Here is a 17934-nt window from a genome sequence, read left to right on the forward strand (position 1 = left end):
GCTAATTTACGAAAAACATCGTAACCCAGTGCTTAACCCTTGAGAAGTTGGTTTTTCAATTAGAAAACCTGAAAAAGACAGGACGAGCCTGTGCTAATTTATTTGGATTTATCTATCGCGAATCGTATACGCAGGTAACGTAAAAAAGTTTCAATTTGTTGGAGAACCAATATTGATTGTCGGGTATTTACAAAATGATTCTAGTTTTAAAGTGCTAATTACTACTGGATTATAAAATATTTGTATTTTTAAAGCATACACGCAATTCATCTAGGTTATGATTAAAAAATTTACGCTCTTGCTTTTCACCCTCGGCATTTTGTGTTGTACCTTAAGTGCTCAGCACACGGATGCCTTAACGGGTTACATCGTCACCAAAAACAATTATCATCTTACGGGTGCTATTGGTCTTATTGAGCATACCCAATACGGTAGTATGGTAGAGTTCATCAATGACTTTGGTACGCCCTATTTTCTGCACCCGGCCTTGATAAAGGGGTTTGTATTTTTTGAAGGGCCAGCAGTGACGGCTTATGAAAGCAAATACTATCGCAACAGTTGGATGTACTTAAAATTGCAGTATGCAGGCGATAATATCAGCTTATTGCAAACCCCCGAAACCATGGTAAAATACGAATGGTATAACGGTAACCTGATTGCACACGACAAGAAGGTTGTGCAATACTGGGTAGAGCTTCCTGGCGACCGGATACAGCCCTTGAAACGCTTTGGTTTTCGTAGGCAGATGAAAAGATTGATGGCTGATGCCGCTCCTAAGGTGACTCGACTTATTGGTAAAAAAGGGTACCGCTTCAAGGACTTGTACACCATTCTGGCGGAGTATGATAAAGAATGTGCCAAGGGCAAGCGGCGGCTTTAGTGCGGAGCGCGGAGCCTGGCGGGCCAGGCCCGTATCAACCAAGGATGGAAGTGGTATGCGGTGCGCAGCGAGAGCATAAGAACGAACAGCCTGGCGGCCCGTCTGAAGGCGAGGCCGGGGTGCCAAAAAAAATCCCGAACTATGGTTAGTACCATGATTCGGGATTTTTCTTTTTATTGAATCGCTATTAATTAACTGCGGCCATTGCTTTGAGCTCGGCAAGGAGTACATCTGGTGTTTTGTATCCCGGAGAAATCTTCAGGGAATTTTGCTGCTCATCGAGGTAAACGAAAGAGGGGTAACCCAGGCGGCGGTTGAGCAAGACAACGGCTAACTCGTGCACACCACGGCGGCCAGTACCCTCGCGGTAACTCAAGGTATTGCCTTTGTACTGCTGATCGGGTGTACTTTCAGCGTTGAATTTGACGGCGTAAAAATTGGCGTTCATGAACTCGATGACGTCACCGTCGGTAAAGGTGCTGGCATCCATGCGTTTGCACCATCCACACCAATCGGTATAAACATCGACGAACATTTTCTTGGGATTTTTCTCCATGGCCTCCATGGCTTCTTCCCAAGTCAGCCAGTTGATCTTAGCCTCACTGGCCGTTTTCACCTGGGTAGCGGGTTGTGCAAAAGCAAAAATAGCAGCCAGCGCTATCAACAATCCGGTTCCGAAGACAACTTTTCTCATTATTCTTTCTTTTACTATCGTCAGGAATGTAACCTGACAGGGATGTTATGGAATTAAAATGTGTACAAAAGCCAATGGTTGTTGGCAAGCACATCCATAAAAATAGGTTGAATACGTGTAATCGTTTTTAGATGATCCCTAATTAATAATTCTTTAACATTTTATTGTCGCATTTCGACCAAGTACAATGAATAAAGCCAATAAACAACGGGTGGTAGTAGCAGTGGGTGGATCGAGTGGATCTATTTATGCGAAAGTGCTTTTTGACCGTCTCAATGAGATGTCTGCGCAATGGGATCGCGTAGGCGTAGTGATGAGTGACAACGCCCGCTACAATTGGGAGCTGGAGCTCGGGGACCAATCGTACAAAGACTACCCTTTTGATTTCTACCAGAAGAACGATTTTATGGCTCCTTTCGCGTCGGGATCAGCGCGCTACACCAGCATGTTGGTCTGCCCTTGTTCGATGGGGCTACTGGCAAGGATAGCGCAAGGGATTAGTAATGATTTGGTAACCAGAGCAGCGGATGTGATGCTGAAAGAGCGCCGGAAATTGATTTTGGTCCCCAGGGATACGCCTTATAACCTGCTCCACTTGCGCAACATGACCCTACTGACCGAAGCCGGAGCGATTATTTGTCCAGCCACTCCTTCCTTTTACAGCAAACCGACCACCTTTGAAGAACTGGCCCTGACGGTAGTGGATCGGGTGCTGGATTTGGCTGGTTTTGAGCCGGATACTTACCGATGGGGAGGTGAGTAGGGGTGAATGATTTTTTGAACGATAGAGGGGGTAGGGATTTTTTAACCACGTAGCCACAATAGTTTTTCATACAGTCACATAGTTTTCAGGAGATTGTTTTTTAAGATTAAGCTATGCCGTAACTAATTCTCATTATCTTGATCCAGGCAAAACAAAAAAGGAATGGATCAACAACAACGTCTATTATCACTGGACATCTTTCGGGGCATCACGATTGCGGGGATGATTTTGGTCAACAATCCCGGCAGTTGGGAGGAAGTTTACGCGCCTTTACTGCACGCTGATTGGCATGGCGTGACCCCGACGGACTGGATCTTTCCTTTTTTCATTTTTATCGTAGGGGTGGCTATTGCTTATGCGGTGGGTAAACGCAAAGAACAAGGCGACCACAAAACACTGGTTCGGAAAATCATCAAGCGGACGCTGATCATTTTTGGTATTGGTTTATTCCTGAATGGCTTTCCCTATTTCAATTTGGGTACCATTCGCATACCTGGTGTTTTGCAGCGCATAGCACTGGTTTACGGCGCTACTTCGATGCTTTTTCTCTACCTCGATCCAAGGCAATTGTTCTGGGTAGGCGTAGGTTGCCTACTGGGCTACTGGGCACTGATGACGCTGGTGCCAGTGCCTGGCGTGGGGACACCTAATCTGGAACCAAGTACTAATTTGGGAGCCTGGTTGGACCGAACGATCATGAACGGACACCTGTGGTCGCAAAGTAAGACCTGGGACCCGGAAGGGCTGCTCAGCACCTTGCCTGCAATAGGGACGGGCATCAGTGGCGTGCTGGCTGGCCTGTGGCTACGTAAGCCGAGTGACGGCTATGAAAAAGCGGCGGGATTGCTGGCGGTTGGGGTGATCTTATTGTCGTTGGCTTGTGTTTGGGATCTCGTGTTTCCGATTAACAAAAAAATATGGACCAGCTCTTACGTGCTCTACACTTCGGGGGCTGCTTTGCTGTTTCTGGGAGCGGTGTACTGGTTGGTGGATTTGAAAGGATATAAAGGTTGGACGAAGCCCTTTGTGGTGTATGGTACCAATGCCTTGTTTGTCTTTGTGATGTCGGGGATTGTTGCTAAACTGCTCTACACCATCAAATGGACAAACGCGGCGGGCGAAACCATAACCGCCAAGACATGGTTGTGGGAAAGTGTATACGAGCCGGCCTTTGCATCGGTAAAGTTTGCGTCGTTTGCGTTTGCGATGACCAACGTATTGTTTTTTCTGGCCTTGTCGTGGGTGCTTTACGCGAAGAAGATTTTTATAAAGGTATAAAAAAGTGAGGGCGGTGGAACGGTTGTTCTCCGCCCCTACACTAAACAAAAACAGCAAATTCTTAGGGGATGCGCGCGATGCTAATGGACTACAATTACGGACATTCTGGGCAGTGGGAAAAATACTTGGGGATATTTAGCATTTCCTTCACAAGACTTTAACAGTATAATTAGGGGGGGGGTAGTAGTTACGTGTTTTTTTTACCACAGTAGTCACATAGTGGGGTAATGGGTGATTTGGCCGGGCCAATTGGGAGATAAAGATGGCGGGGTGGTGTTGCAGATGATCCATAGTAATGGGGAGAGGCATTTGATTTTGGGGAGGGAGGCTTGGCCATCAGTGAAATAGATGACGCCATCGAAGGGGCCAAGGGTATTGATCGCTTCCAGCGCGGGATCAAATGAGGTGCGGCCACCGCCGGTACTCATCGTAGGGATAGTGCCATTGAAGAGATAAGACGCGCGTACTTGGTAATCGGCTTCGATCAGGTGTATTTCGTGGGTAAGTTTTTGCAGGTTTTGAATTTCTCGAAAAAACTGTATCCGTTGGATGGGTTGGATGCTACCTGAGGTATCTAATACCACTGCCAATCGGGTAGTTCGGCGGCGACGCATGCCAGGGAGGGTACCAAAACGCCGGGATGGACGACGTAGGCTGTTGCGATTTTGCGTACGTTGGGCACTGCTGATAAACCGGCGGAGGACGGTCGTCCAGGGTAATGAGACCTTTGAGGGAGTGGATGTAAGGCGATTTTGTAAATGCAAGGCAGCCGGGTTTTCACCTAATTCGGCGAGCAGGCTATCCTGGGTCGACCACCAGCTTGGCCACGTCAGAAGCGTTTCGACCGAAGGCCAGGAAAAATGAGACTTTTGGGAATAAAGGGTGGCGTGCCACTGGGGCAAAATCTCCGTTGCTTTCTGTGTAGCTTGCAAACGCAGTAGTGCAGTGTAGATGGTGGTTAAGTCGGCAAATTCGTTGAGATGGAGGCGCGTATAGAGCGCTTGAAAAAGGTCGTCGCAGTAAGGGATAGGGAGATATTGGCGAACCTCCAGGTCGGCAGCGAGGTGAAAAGCCCAGGTTATTGGATATTTCGCTGCCTGTTGAGGATGCTGCAAGAGTAAATGGAGTAGTTCTTCACAAAGCCAGGCGGCGAGCCATTCTTGTTGATCCTTGAGCACATTCAGCAGACGCGGTTGGTAATATAAAACCGGTTGGTTTTCCCAAGCGATAACAAAAGGCAGCGACAATTGTGTATCCGCTCGTTTGGGGATACGCACTAAGAGATGAGCGAAAAAGGGGGCATGCGCGAGCAAGTCGCGGGTGATGGAGAGGAAGAGGGTGTTTGGGGTTGATGGTTGGTGGTTGATGTGTTGATGGTTTGACCAGGTTTTGAATAAATCTATTTCAAGACAATACAATGTAACAAATCTAAGACTCACACTATAACGGGTACTAATCCTTATCTTATATTTCTTAAGGATTTGGTACCTTTATTCTCAGATAGTTGATTTTTCAATATGGACATTTGCTTCCTTCCAGCTTGGTTTTATGATATTGACGGAAAGGGAGGTGGTTTATTCTTCAGAGAGCAAGCCATAGCTATACGAGCGGTGATTGATACTGCAAGTATTTTTTATCCAGCGTTGGGGCTCCCCTACCTCGGTAAGGAAAATTGGGAAGAAAAAACCCTTGAAGGTATAACCATCTTTAAGTACCAAGGATTTTGTTTTCCAAAACGGATAGCAATTCTTCAATTTATCTACGCTTCTCAGATAAGAAAAGCTTTCTCCTTTTTTTTAGCCACTCGTAATGGACGTCTGCCGGATTTGATTCATTCCCACAGTTTATGGGGGGCTTATGCAGCACTCGTCATAAAAAAAGAATGGGGAATCCCCTTTGTCTATACCGAGCATTTGGGAAAATGGACCAATATCGACTATTTTCCGCCTAGGTATCAATTAAAGCAATTGCAAGTGATTTGCGAAAATGCGAATCTGGTAACAGCGGTTAGTAATACATTGGCACAGAGAATGGTAGAATTTTGTGGAGTAGCACCCGTCTTGGTCACCCCAAACATGGTCGACACTAATTTTTTTTCACCACTAGATGATAATAAAAAGAAACGCCCCAACACCTTCTCTATTATTTCGATTGGTGATCCTTGGCATACCAAAGGATTAGATATTCTTATTGAAGCTTTGGGCATAGCACAACAGCAAACAAATCTAAAATTAAAACTAACACTGGTCGATGAAATCCCAAAAAGACAACAGCTTTATCCAATTATCGAAAAGTATCAATTAAAGGAGCAAATCGAATTTACAGGGCGTTTGGAACGTATTCAATTGAAAGCATTACTACAACAACAAGATGTTCTAGTCTCAGCATCTAGAAGGGAGTCCTTCGGACTGACAATGATAGAGGCGATGGCTTGTGGGGTACCTGTGGTTGCAACAAAAACTGCTGGTTCACTAGATATTGTGAATTCAGAAAATGGAATTTTGGTAGATTTAAATAATAGCCAAGCTTTGGCTAAGGGCCTATTATTGTTAATAAACCAACCAAATAAATATTCTCCTCAGCAACTGGCAGCCTATGTACATCATAAATACAGTATCCAATCCTTCTGTAAAAATTGGGAAAAGCACTACAACATGATTTTGTTAGATCAAAAAAGGAATAATCATGATTGAGGAGAAAAAACAGTTGCTTACCTGGATCAGTTTTCCAAGCAAAGAAGAAATAAGACTGAGCCTAGCAACCGTTTATTTACAATGTGACTGCCGTAAATTTCTGATCACTCACATTAGACAGCCTTTCACTTCTTATCTTATTGACTTGAGCTCATCACAAAAGCAATTAATTGAGGGATACTCAAAAAAGCTACGGCAAAATATAAAGCGAGCACAGAAAGCTCAAATTTTTATTGAACGTGACCAAAATCCAACAGCAGTTATTTCACTCTTCTCGCCTACCGCTAAGGAGAAGAAACTCAATCCGATCAGCGAAGCCAACTTTCTCACCAAGGTGGATTTTTTAATTACCAGAGCAATTCACCCTAAATACGGCATTTTAGCCGCCCATGCTTACCAGCTAGACCTTACTAGCAAAAAAGTGAAAGGGCTTTATAATGCTTCCGCATTCCGCCAGTATGCCGATGATAATATTTTGCAATACCTCTGTGGGCAAGCAAATTCCATGCTTTATCATGAAGATTTTGCCTACTTCCGTAAATTGGGCTACCGAACTTATGACTTTGGAGGATACGGTGGAAACGCTTCTGGAGTAGATTATTTTAAAGATCGCTTTGGAGGGACTGTCACTACCCAATACAACTACTACCCTGTTTGGTACTTTTTGGTAAGAAAAATTCGTCAGGCTTGGAAATAGTAATGCATGTTTAATAATCTAAGATATCGTGAATATTGTGAAGCTTATGCAAGTGATATTCCATTATTTCATCAACCATGGTGGTTGGATGCCGTAGCGGGACGAGATCAGTGGAATGGGCTTGTGAGTGGTGCTACTTTTGCAAGCAAACCAAGTATTCTACCTATTTATTCCACTAGTAAATGGTTCCTTTCGAAAATCCATAAACCAGCCTTGACCACTTACCAAGGGCCCATTTGGGCGGGGTACGGTATGCTACATCCATTGGAGCAAATGCGGGTAGTAAGCAAGACATGGCCTGACCTTATCAAGCAGATTCCTCCTACCACTTCCTTTCGGCATACTATTTTTCCAGATTTCCAATATGCCTACCCGTTTCATGAAGCTGGCTTTGAATTAGGTATCCGGTATACCTATACAATTGATTTAAATCAACCCATTGAATCGATTTTTAAAAATTTCAGACGGGACGTCAAAAGGAAACTAAACAAAACAATTGATAATTACCAAATAGTAGAAAGTAGTGACTTAAGTCTGTTCTTTCCTTTATTAAATAATGTCTATCAACGGCAAAATCAACCAACCCCATTTTCATACGCCTTTTTAGAGCACCTCTTTTTAAGTGCACATGAGCAAGCGCAAGTAAAACTTTTCTTACTCCAAGGTTCAGCTCGACATACTCTGGGGGGAGTCCTTCTTTTTTATGACCATCAGCGCGTCTACTTACTAGCTTCAGGTTTAAATGAATACGGTAGAAAAACAGGTACGTTTCAACAGCTAATCTGGCATACACTTCAATATTTCAGCACTAGCAAGCAAGTCTTTGATTTTTGTGGGAGTATGATGGGAAATGTGGTGGATAGTAATCAGTCAATGGGGGGACTTGCCCATGCATATTTGGAGGTAAGTAAACGTAAGGGGATGGTAAAATTGTTGGGGGTATGAATAAAATCATCAGTGTAATTATTCCTCATTACAACAACTTAGTGAAACTAGATAGTTGCCTTACTGCTCTTTTTTGCCGAGATTATAGTGCATTTCAAATAGAGTATATTGTCGTAGATAATGGATCAACTATTTCATTGGCTAAGATAAAAGAAAAACATACTAAAGTAACTTGGCTATTAGAAACTAGCATTCAAAGTCCATATCCCTGTAGAAATAAAGGAATACAACATGCTCGTGGTGATATTATAGTCTTATTAGATTCGAATTGTGTTCCATTAGAAAATTTCTTTGAGTTAGGATTAAAGTCATTACAAGACGGTAATGATGTGGTTGGAGGGCAATTGCGATTTATTCGTTCGAACAGCCTAACAAGTAGATATGATCAATTATACAGTACTATCCGTCCTACTACAAATACCTTTACAAGTTTACCCGGAGGATGTTTATTTGTCTCTAGGTTAGTTTTTAATAAAATAAATTTATTCCTTCCTTGTGTTCGCTCTTTAGGGGATATCGAATGGACCACAAGAGCTTATCAAGCAGGTTTTAATTTAAGCATAACCGATCAACCTATTGTAAGTTATCAAGCAAAAGAATGGATACCATTTTGCAAAAAAATGATACGACTAGGACGTGGAAAAAAAGAAATCTATATAAACAATGGTGGCAATTTATTTTCTTTTTATTGGGGCTTTAATTTATTAAAGAGTTTTTTGCCTCCTAATCCTTCCTTTGTTAAAAGAATGAATAATATCAATCGTCACGAGGGGACGCAATTGAGTCTTGGTGTTATTTTTATTTTTTGTTGGATAACTAAATTATTGCGCGGAATAGGGATGTTTTTCAGTAGGGTTAAAAGCCCCAGGGCAGCCCCTAAATTAACATAAGGAGTGGTGGTTCCTGAAAACATCAATTACCTTTCAAAAAGAACATCCTGATAAGTCTCCAACAAATTTCGGGCATTTTTTTTAATATTGAATTTTAAAAAAGCAAACTGTTGGGCTTTGGCACTAAATAAGGAATAATCAAAAGCTGTTAAGTCATAAAAGTTAGCGATAGCATTCACTAAGGCTTGTTGATCACCTTCTGCTACTAATAATCCTGTTTCACCATTTTTGACAACATTGGGAATATCACAATGCTTAGTAGCTATAATTGGTAAACCTTGCCATTGTGCCTTAAGTAGTAATACGGGTGCCCCTCCTTCACAATCTCTTTCTACGCTGTATTGGCTAGGTTGAATGAGAACATGATATTTAGCCATGAATTTATTCACTTCTTGATAGTTTACCCACGGAAGAATCGAGATCCTATCAGCCCAGGGTTTGTTTTCCAGATATTCTAAAACCTTCTTAGCGTAAGCTTTATCACGATGATCACCAGCTAATGTTAAGCTTAGATTAGGGCAAGTTTTAAAGGCATCCTCAAATGCTTTTACCGTGTTTAACTGACCTTTTTTTTCTGTGAAAGAAGCTAGTTGCAATAGCTTTAACTCTCCTTTATTCTTTTTTTGGGGTGAAGCTGGTAATATATCATCAATACCAAGGGATTGAATTTTTAGTTTTTCTTTTGGGCAACCCATCTTTTCCAAAATTGAAATTCCATGAGGGCCTTCACAAAGGATATATGTGGCTCTAGAAAAAATTTTTTGGTAAAGCTTTATATACCGAGGTTTAGTAAATGGTAGATACTCGTAATCGTATCCATAAAAAGATACAATCAGCGGTAAATTATTTTGCTCTAAAAAAGGGAGATAATATACTGCTACCGGTGCAAAATGGGCATGTACTAACTGAATTTCATGCTGGTATACATAGTCATTTATGATTTGAAAATCATTAGTAGTACTAAGCTGTAATAAATGCCTACCTATTCTTTTTCCTATTCGAGCAGCAAAAGAAGGAGGTGATTTTAAAGGAATCCTCAACAGATCTCCCTGGTAAGTAGTCACAAATTTAAAAGCTGGATCATAAAAGTTATTTGGTAAAAATTGGCGGGTCGCAATGTGAACCTCTACTTGAGGGGTGTGACGAACTAAATCAAAAGCCCACTGCTCAGACAAAGGCAGATAGCTATTAAAGAGATGTAAAACCTTTATCAAATTTTCCATAAGCAAGCTATTTAATGATCTTTTTAGCGACAAAATAGATGGTCTTTAATTCTTTTGGAATAAAGAGATATAAACAGAAGCAATAAATAAGTAAACTGAAAGTAAATTTCATTAATAGTGCTAGTAGTAAGTTAAAGACGGTCAGATCAAGAAAGAAATCTACTGTAGATAATCCACAGCATACGAATAACGAAGCAACTAAAAATGGTGCTAACTTGGATAACAAATTGCTCAATGTTAGTTGAATCAACTGTCCAGCATAATAATACTCCAAAAAAAAAGCAATGAATGATCCAAGAGCATAGAACAGGGTAAGTTTTTCAATTCCTTGGTGAACTCCAATTAAAATAATCAGAATCAAGAATGACTTAACAACGATCCCTACTCTAAATTGTAATCGGGTTCCCCCTCTTGCTGTATAGATAGTTCCTACTAAAGTACCAATAGACTGAATAGCCCCTAAAAACGCTAATATTCGTAAAATTGGAACCATCTCAAGCCACTGCTTACCTAAGACGACAAAGACTATCCCTTCTGTTTCCATTCCTAAAAAAGACATCAATGGAAAAGCTATCAATGCAATAACTTGTACGTTTAAAAGAAATATTCTTCTTGTTTCCTCATCATTATCCTGCAAGGATGATAAAAGGGGAAACAATAGACGTGCAGCTACCCCCGCCAGTTTCCTTACAGGTAAAAGCATAATACTATATGCCCGATTATAAATCCCTAATGATGCTTGTCCCCATATTTTCCCTACCATTACATCATCTACGTTTCTAACTACATAATTCAAAAGGCTATCCCCTAATAATGGTAATGAATAATTACGTATTTGGGTCAAAGTTGATTTGCTCCAAGAAAAGGAAGGCATCCAAGGTATTGTCAACCATAAGAAACTGACCATTACTATTTCGGCGATCAAGCCTTTCATCACAATACTATATACTCCGTATCCTTTCCATGCTGAATAAATCGCTATTCCACCTCCTATTATTTGACTTAAGATTTTTGCATAAAAGAGTACTTTAAAATCAATCTTCTTTACTAATTGAGCTTGTGGAAAAATAGAGAAAGAGGAAATAAAAAATGAAACAATTAGTAAAAAATAAACATTAGCAAAATCACTATCGCTTTGATAAAAGTGAACAATAGGCTCTGTCATTAAAAGTAAGAAAAGAAAGAGTATAATATTGATTAAAACTAGTAACCAGAAGATAGAATTTGCATAATTTTTGTCTACAGATTTTTGTTGAACAAAAGCACTTGAAAGTCCTGGATCTTTAAGTAGCCCAACAACTCCAAGAAAAGCAGTAATCATGATAATTTGCCCAAAATCACCCGGTACTAACAAACGTAGCAAAACGATATTGATTAAAAAACCTAAAACTTGCTGAACAAGCTGGTCTACAACTGACCACCTTACTGCCGATTTAATTACTTGATTTCGTTGATCGGACATCTAGTTTGCCATTTCTTTCAAATAACTAACTTGTAAACTAGGGTATTCTGATAAAAATGAAGCATCCAATTTTCGGGTATCTCCGATAACCCGAGCTGGGTTACCCACAACAATAGAGAACTCAGAGATATCGCTAACAACAATGGCTCCTGCTCCAATAACTGCGTAATTCCCAATAGTAACTCCTGGTAAAATTTTTGCACCAGTACCAATGAATACAAACTTTCCAACAGTGGTTTTTTTTCTTATAAAACCTATTTTGTCTCCTTCACCAACTGTAGTATAGTCATCCCCGTAAAGGCGGATTGCTATATGACTACTATGACTTATGATACAGGCATGTGCGGCTATTTGAGTTCCCTCACCGATAGATAAACCACCTGATCCATCCAACACTGCAAAATGACCAACAAACACGTTATCTGCCATATCAATTCCTGGCTTATTTTGCAAGATGGCTGTGTTGCTTATTCGAACTCTTGGTAATTTATCTTGATTTGAATTAACGAATCCCCACTTCATTTTGGAGTCGATTAAATTATTACTAGCATAATATTTCCAGCTTATTCTTTTCACAATTGAGAAAAAAATATGCTTAATTGAGTTCTTCAATGACATCATTTACGGTTTTTACAACATCAATGACCACTTCTTGATTTAGATCACTATAAATAGGTAGACGAATAAGGTTTCTACTTAATTTCGTAGTAAAAACATCTTCTCCTGAAAAGTGACAGATCTGAACTCCTTTTGGGCTTTTATGAAGGGGTGGATAATGAAATGCAGTCTGAATTCCTTTCTGAAGTAATCGTTCAGCAAATTGTTCAACGGGCTTAAGTGTTGGATTAATTAAATAGTACACATGTGCATTACTCATGACTAAATCACAAAACCTGTTTTCGGAGTTGAATGCTTCGAATCCATGATGATACATTTCATATACTACTTTACGAGCCTTTGTGACGGCCGAAACATTAATAATTTGGCTGTACAAAAATGCTGCATTCAATTCACTCATAAGATAACTTGACCCTAGCGCTATCCATCGATATTTATCAACAAATCCTTTTTGAAATGCCGTACGATTAGTACCTTTTTCTCTAATGATTTCGGCTAGCTCTCCATAGGTATCATTATTAACAAGTAAGGCTCCTCCTTCGCCACAATGGATGTTTTTAGTTGCATGAAAACTAATTGTACCCAAATCACCAATAGTACCCAAGTGTTGTCCATTCCAATACGCATCAATACAATGGGCAGCATCCTCAACAACTTTTATACCATGCTTTTTTGCTATCCCCATTATCGCCTCCATATCACAAGCCACCCCGCCATAATGCATGGCAAGGATAACTTTTGTACGTTCTGTTATTGCCTCAGGAATATGCAAAGGATCAATATTCATTGTTTTAGGATCGACATCTACGAACACGATCTTGGCACCTCTTAATACAAAAGCATTAGCAGCGGAAACAAAATTGAATGAAGACATTATCACCTCGTCTCCTTCTTCAATATTTAACAAAAGAGCACACATCTCTAAAGCGTGTGTACAAGAAGACGTGAGTAGAACTTTTGATGCACTTGTAAGTTGCTTTAGCTCAAATTCACAAAGCTTCGTGTAAAAACCATTACCCGAAAATGATCTTCTTATAATTGCATCTTTCAGATATTTATCTTCCTCTCCAGACAAATAGGGTAAGTGGAAGGGAATTGTCTGAGTAATCATCGTAGGATAACTATTTTACCAATACCGTTCTTGAAGAAAACATCTTGCTCACTTTGTCGATGCTTTACTGTTTGCCCTGATATTTTATCCTTGACGATTACCCGGTAAAGGTAGACTCCATTAGCTAGCCTATCTCCGTAATTGTCATTACCATCCCAAACATATTCTGTTTGATGTGTACCAATAGACAAGGGACCTAGCTCTGAACTATTGATCTCTTTAACTACACGTCCAGAAACAGTCATGATTTGAATATTAATATCTACCGAGGGTTCTATTCCCGTAAGTGTATACACAAAACGAGTTTGGGTAGAAAAAGGATTCGGATAAGGCAAGAAATGGGATATTTGTTGCTCTTTTATTATTTCAAATGAAGTCTCATAAAGAAGTCGACCAGCTAGATTACCACTTGGATCACCGCCTTTAATCTCTAATTTGTAGATACCATCAGATAAAAATTCTGGTTGAAACAACATTTCCGCCCAATTTTCATTTTCACTTAATTCACTAAAAAACTCTACTTGATTTTGATTATTGGAAATTAAGTTTCTATGACCATCAGGTTGGATCAGATAAACTTCTAGTAGTGCTGGATTATCAAGTGGCAAGTATGGATTTTCATCCGAAATTTTTATTCTTACTTGTGTATTACCGGCTACTAAATCTCCTTCTAGAATGTGCTGACCATCAAAAGTTACATCAATAACAGGGGCGATAACATCTTCAATAGTGTAAATTTTTTTGTTTAAAAAATTATTAAACCGAACCAACTCAAAAGGATCATCATCAGGATTGATTTCTGCAAAAAGTTGACTTTCACCAGCTACAGATTCCGTTGATAAACTAAGCCCCCATTTCACGATAGAGTCAGGTAAGATCGCTTTAATCTTTGTATTCCCTTGCTGTTGTATTGAAGACTGATATTGCCAGGCATAGTTTACTGAAACACTATCCATTAAGTTTACAGGGCTAAGATTTGTGATACCAATGGAAAAATCATAAGTAGCTCCCTGCGCTAAAGAATCTGAAGAAGAAGTAAAGTACGATGCCGCATCAAAGGCTAACTCTAAAGGTTCCAAGTGGCTAATATGCCAATAAGTTAACTGAGGGGGCGTTCGATTTTCCTCATCAAATGCTTGCCATTTCAATTGAAGATAAGGAAAGGCTTCTAGATTGAGTGATGCTAAATCTAGCATATTGTCTTCTAAATTAACTACAATACTTGATACCGAATCAAGACTCACTCTACTCATACCTGCATAAATCACAAGCTGGCAGGAATCCATTGAAGACAGTCCAGAAAAGCCCCAACTTAAATCCTCCCAATTCTGTACTGGACCAATGATGGGAGAATAATAACTACCACTACTCAAAGTAGTAGGAATGTAAGTATCTACATTAATTTCACCGTTTTGATCGGGTGCAATTGCTTCACCTAAAACGCCGGCATTTTTCTTATAGAAAAGCGTATATGGCACTGACCCCAATAACTCCAACTGTCGAGCAAGGGCTCCACCATTCTCTTCTAGAATTTGAAAAATATTTCTACCTGTTATTAAGCTATCTGCCGCCCACTGTTCTGGCATAAAATCAGGTTCAACTCCCTTAAGTATCGTAAAAAAAAGCACATAGGCATCTTCAGGTACTATTTCCGTCAGGAATACCGCTAGGTTTTCTCTTTGTTCTATATTTTGCGTCGGAAATGCAAAAACCCTTGATCCACCTGTTGGCACACCATAATCTCCGGCATTAAAAGTACCTGCTCCAGGAGGATTGCGCCAAAATCCATTAGGATCATCAGGTTCATAAACTACGACGGCGACACCTTCATCTAAGTAGTTCCATGGGCGTACAGATGAAGCAGGACTTTCAAAGTTATACTGCAATCCAGGGCGGTCTCCAGCATCCCAAATTTTATTTCTAACCCTTACATTGAACTCCTGAATTCCAAAATCAAAGCGTTGTTCTTCATTCAATTCTAAATCCGAAAAAGTTCCATTCAACCATTGTCCCCAGTGACCTTGTCCCCAGCCTGATGATGCATTATTTAGAAAAGTAAAAGAATTGGTCTCCCACAAATATGTTCCTCCAGTATAGATACTATCAGGCGCTATCCTCCAATAATAGACAACGCTTTCTTGCCAATCAATAGCTGGTTGCCAACGAATAACCCCTCCTCTTTGAAATCGATTAGTTTGATCAATTGGAAAGGTAAAATTAGGCGTTGTATCTAATTGTAAAATATAGTCCCTTTCAGGAGCTAGAGCATCAGCAGTAACTGCTTTTAACACTAATTCTGCGTTATTGACCAATGCATAATTTGCTGGCCATACCGGCTTAGCTGCATTATCAATCACAAAAAAAGGAACACCCAGTTCTCCATTACTTTGGCGAAGTTCGTTATTATCTTCAGCATAAAGTATTGGGCTTTCAAGGATTTCATATCCCGCGTCTACTTCTAGTAACAAACGATTTAGCCCTACTGCGTCCTTTCCTATGCTAGGAATTTTTGTAGACAAATCAACGGAATACGCTGGTGCTGCTATTCTCATGTTTTTCAAAAACCGAATATCTCCACCAGGTAATTGTTGATGCATTTTCACCGAAATTGAATCAACAACATAGCTACCCAAATTTAAGACTGAAAAACTAAGCTGGAAACTATCATTTTGTATACTTAATATAGTTGGTGTAAATTTTATACTGGTAGATTCAGGAACAAAGTCTGGACCAGAAGAAGGGTTGAGTCGAAATGCGGGATCGCCATGTATTGTAAATTGTTCATTTAAAGTTCCATAAGCTTGATCAGTAAAGTTTTCAAAATTCGAAATGGTTGCGCGTATCCCATCACCTATTGGTCTACCATATAGATCCGTACTCATCTGCTCATAGAAATAGCGGCCAAAATTGCTTAAAGCATGAATAAATCCTAAACCACGCGAAGCTCCGTAAACTCCAGCACCGCTGTTTTCGAGAAAAATAAAACGTTCACCAATACTGCGAAAGCTATCAAACATATTCCCCGAATAACAGCCCAAGGATAGCATTAGCGGATACTTACTGATATTGTTATAATTCTCTGGATTGTCAATATTGAAATCAAATGTACCTGCACTTGCATGCCCAAAAAACGTAAGAATACTCACCCCCTCATTAATTCTTCCAAAAATACCTTCCGACTGAGAACTCTGAATAGGATCCGTACTCGTCTTATAAAACGAGGTAACCTTTCCTCCGAAAAGTCCTTGTTCTATTTCCCGGCCCATATTCTCCAAATTATTCTTGATGCTCTGCTGCTCAGAAGGGCTACTCCCTCCGCCCAAATGCAGGACATTCTTCATCCAGCTTCGGCCTTCAATGGTTTGGGGGCTGTTGGCGACAAAGGTCTCCATGCCTTGGATTTTGTTGAGGTAGAGGCGTACTTCTTCTGGATTGATGGCGGGCAGACGGCCCAGGCTCACCAGGGGGGTGGGTTTATCGATGCGGGATGCAAGGAGATTATCGCTGGCAGGGTAGCCAAAAGAGGGAACAAACAGGGTGGTGCCTAATGCAGCGGAAAGATTTTCAGGCGTACGCAAGTTGATGTACTCTCTGCCTTTACCAATGATAAAGAGGTACTGGAAGGCAGGGTTGACCTTGCGCTGCCAGGCAATGAAGTTGCGAATTGCGATCGGGTGCTGCTGTACACCATAGCCGAATTGATCAAATAAGTCGTCGATATTCACGACGGCGGTCTGATAACTGCCTCCGATGGCACTCGCACGGTAATTGGCATAGGCTTGTACCGGATCATCGCCCCCTGCCCGTAGCAGACTGTGGGTGAGGATAATATAGCTGGCATCTCCTAATTCGGGGAGGTCTAGGTTGGCGGTGCTTATTTGTGGGGTTGGCAGGTTGTCTTCCAGGCCGATGATCCGCAATTCACGCGGCTGTGATGCAAGGGGGAGCGCTACCCGGAGAAGCCCGCCGCTGATGTTATTGACTACAATTCGATGGGCATTTGCTAAATCATAAACGATGGCTGTTGTACCTGAAAAATTGGCCACCTCCAGGTACTGACGGCCACCAGTAGGCGTTATGCGACAAGTATAACTAGCAGCATTGTCTGCATTGGGTGTGGCGGGGTAATCCAATTGCACAAAACCGATGCTCACTTCGTCTTTTGCACCGCCAAGCCCTTCCCACTCGAGATTAAGTGCTTCATCCGTCAACACCTCTGCGGGCAAGTTGGTCGCTACATTAAGCAGCTTCCAATCGTAAAAACTATCGGTACGAATGAGGTTTCCATCCGCTTTCAGTTGCTGAATATGCTCGAATAAGGCTGCGGTGTAGCGGGTTTCCAGTATGGGTTCCGGGCCATTAGCGTAAGCATTTGGTAAATCCAGGTTCACCGTCTGGATGGTCGATCCATCGGCGAGCAGTTGATTGATGGAACGGCTTCCGTAACCTTCGCCGATACCAAAATGAGAATAGTAAAGCGTAGTTCCCGAAAAACGGTAATATTCTTTCATGAAGTTAGCGGAAAAGACCTCTTGCGCCTTTTTCCACACATAAGGCTCCGCACTGGGGAGGTTGGTCAGATCATTGGCTATGGTATTGTAGCGAAGGCCTCCTCCCCCACTCTGCCAGGTAAGGTAATAAGTAGCAGTATCAGAAAATAAACTGTATTCAGGATTCAAT

Annotated in this window: 14 protein-coding genes; 7 read left to right on the plus strand and 7 right to left on the minus strand. The window is 41.0% G+C overall.

What is annotated here, in order from left to right:
• The first annotated feature begins 277 nt into the window (after positions 1 to 277).
• A complete protein-coding gene (locus AB0L18_RS00085; protein ID WP_367390545.1) occupies positions 278 to 880 on the plus strand; it encodes a hypothetical protein in 603 nt (200 codons plus the stop codon).
• Between the two features lie 187 nt (positions 881 to 1067).
• Here AB0L18_RS00085 and AB0L18_RS00090 read toward each other — a convergent pair whose 3' ends face one another.
• Positions 1068 to 1574 (minus strand): thioredoxin family protein, encoded by a 507-nt coding sequence (locus AB0L18_RS00090; RefSeq protein WP_367390546.1) that lies wholly within the window; start codon positions 1572 to 1574, stop codon positions 1068 to 1070.
• 187 nt (positions 1575 to 1761) lie between these two features.
• Here AB0L18_RS00090 and AB0L18_RS00095 point away from each other — a divergent pair, with 187 nt between their 5' ends.
• Positions 1762 to 2337, plus strand: coding sequence for a UbiX family flavin prenyltransferase (locus AB0L18_RS00095; RefSeq protein WP_367390547.1), 576 nt, complete (start codon positions 1762 to 1764; stop codon positions 2335 to 2337).
• A 162-nt stretch (positions 2338 to 2499) separates the two neighbouring features.
• On the plus strand, positions 2500 to 3615 hold the full coding sequence (locus tag AB0L18_RS00100) for an acyltransferase family protein (RefSeq protein WP_367390548.1): 1116 nt from the start codon (positions 2500 to 2502) through the stop codon (positions 3613 to 3615).
• 212 nt (positions 3616 to 3827) lie between these two features.
• Here the strand turns inward: AB0L18_RS00100 and AB0L18_RS00105 are convergent, their stop codons facing one another.
• On the minus strand, positions 3828 to 5054 hold the full coding sequence (locus AB0L18_RS00105; protein WP_367390549.1) for a VWA-like domain-containing protein: 1227 nt from the start codon (positions 5052 to 5054) through the stop codon (positions 3828 to 3830).
• Between the two features lie 78 nt (positions 5055 to 5132).
• Between AB0L18_RS00105 and AB0L18_RS00110 the strand changes: the two genes are divergently transcribed.
• The 4 genes from AB0L18_RS00110 to AB0L18_RS00125 are packed head-to-tail and all read left to right on the plus strand — an operon-like array spanning position 5133 to position 8840.
• Entirely contained in the window at positions 5133 to 6308 is a 1176-nt protein-coding gene (locus AB0L18_RS00110) for a glycosyltransferase (protein WP_367390550.1), read from the plus strand.
• On the plus strand, positions 6301 to 7005 hold the full coding sequence (locus tag AB0L18_RS00115; RefSeq protein WP_367390551.1) for a hypothetical protein: 705 nt from the start codon (positions 6301 to 6303) through the stop codon (positions 7003 to 7005). The genes AB0L18_RS00110 and AB0L18_RS00115 overlap by 8 nt, the downstream gene beginning before the upstream one ends.
• Before the next feature lie 6 nt (positions 7006 to 7011).
• A complete protein-coding gene (locus AB0L18_RS00120; RefSeq protein ID WP_367390552.1) occupies positions 7012 to 7950 on the plus strand; it encodes a GNAT family N-acetyltransferase in 939 nt (312 codons plus the stop codon).
• The gene (locus AB0L18_RS00125; protein ID WP_367390553.1) at positions 7947 to 8840 is read left to right on the plus strand and encodes a glycosyltransferase family 2 protein; all 894 of its coding nucleotides are present in this window, start codon (positions 7947 to 7949) and stop codon (positions 8838 to 8840) included. The genes AB0L18_RS00120 and AB0L18_RS00125 overlap by 4 nt, the downstream gene beginning before the upstream one ends.
• Positions 8841 to 8866: 26 nt before the next feature.
• On the opposite strand, the gene AB0L18_RS00130 is transcribed toward AB0L18_RS00125, so the two are convergent.
• From AB0L18_RS00130 to AB0L18_RS00150, 5 genes are read right to left on the minus strand one after another with little or no spacing between them, the layout of a single operon-like run.
• The gene (locus AB0L18_RS00130; RefSeq protein WP_367390554.1) at positions 8867 to 10063 is read right to left on the minus strand and encodes a glycosyltransferase family 4 protein; all 1197 of its coding nucleotides are present in this window, start codon (positions 10061 to 10063) and stop codon (positions 8867 to 8869) included.
• A gap of 7 nt (positions 10064 to 10070) precedes the next feature.
• A complete protein-coding gene (locus AB0L18_RS00135; RefSeq protein ID WP_367390555.1) occupies positions 10071 to 11525 on the minus strand; it encodes a lipopolysaccharide biosynthesis protein in 1455 nt (484 codons plus the stop codon).
• Positions 11526 to 12146, minus strand: coding sequence for an acyltransferase (locus AB0L18_RS00140; protein ID WP_367390556.1), 621 nt, complete (start codon positions 12144 to 12146; stop codon positions 11526 to 11528). It lies immediately after the preceding gene.
• Positions 12121 to 13254 carry a dTDP-4-amino-4,6-dideoxygalactose transaminase gene (rffA, locus tag AB0L18_RS00145; protein ID WP_367390557.1) on the minus strand — a complete coding sequence of 378 codons (1134 nt, stop codon included), beginning with the start codon at positions 13252 to 13254 and terminating at the stop codon, positions 12121 to 12123. The genes AB0L18_RS00140 and rffA overlap by 26 nt, the downstream gene beginning before the upstream one ends.
• Positions 13251 to 17765, minus strand: a complete 4515-nt coding sequence (locus AB0L18_RS00150; RefSeq protein ID WP_367390558.1) for a C25 family cysteine peptidase — start codon at positions 17763 to 17765, stop codon at positions 13251 to 13253. Before AB0L18_RS00150 ends, rffA begins: the two co-directional genes overlap by 4 nt.
• Between the last annotated feature and the right edge of the window lie 169 nt (positions 17766 to 17934).

This window comes from Lewinella sp. LCG006 (assembly GCF_040784935.1).
Taxonomy (GTDB): Bacteria; Bacteroidota; Bacteroidia; order Chitinophagales; family Saprospiraceae; genus Lewinella.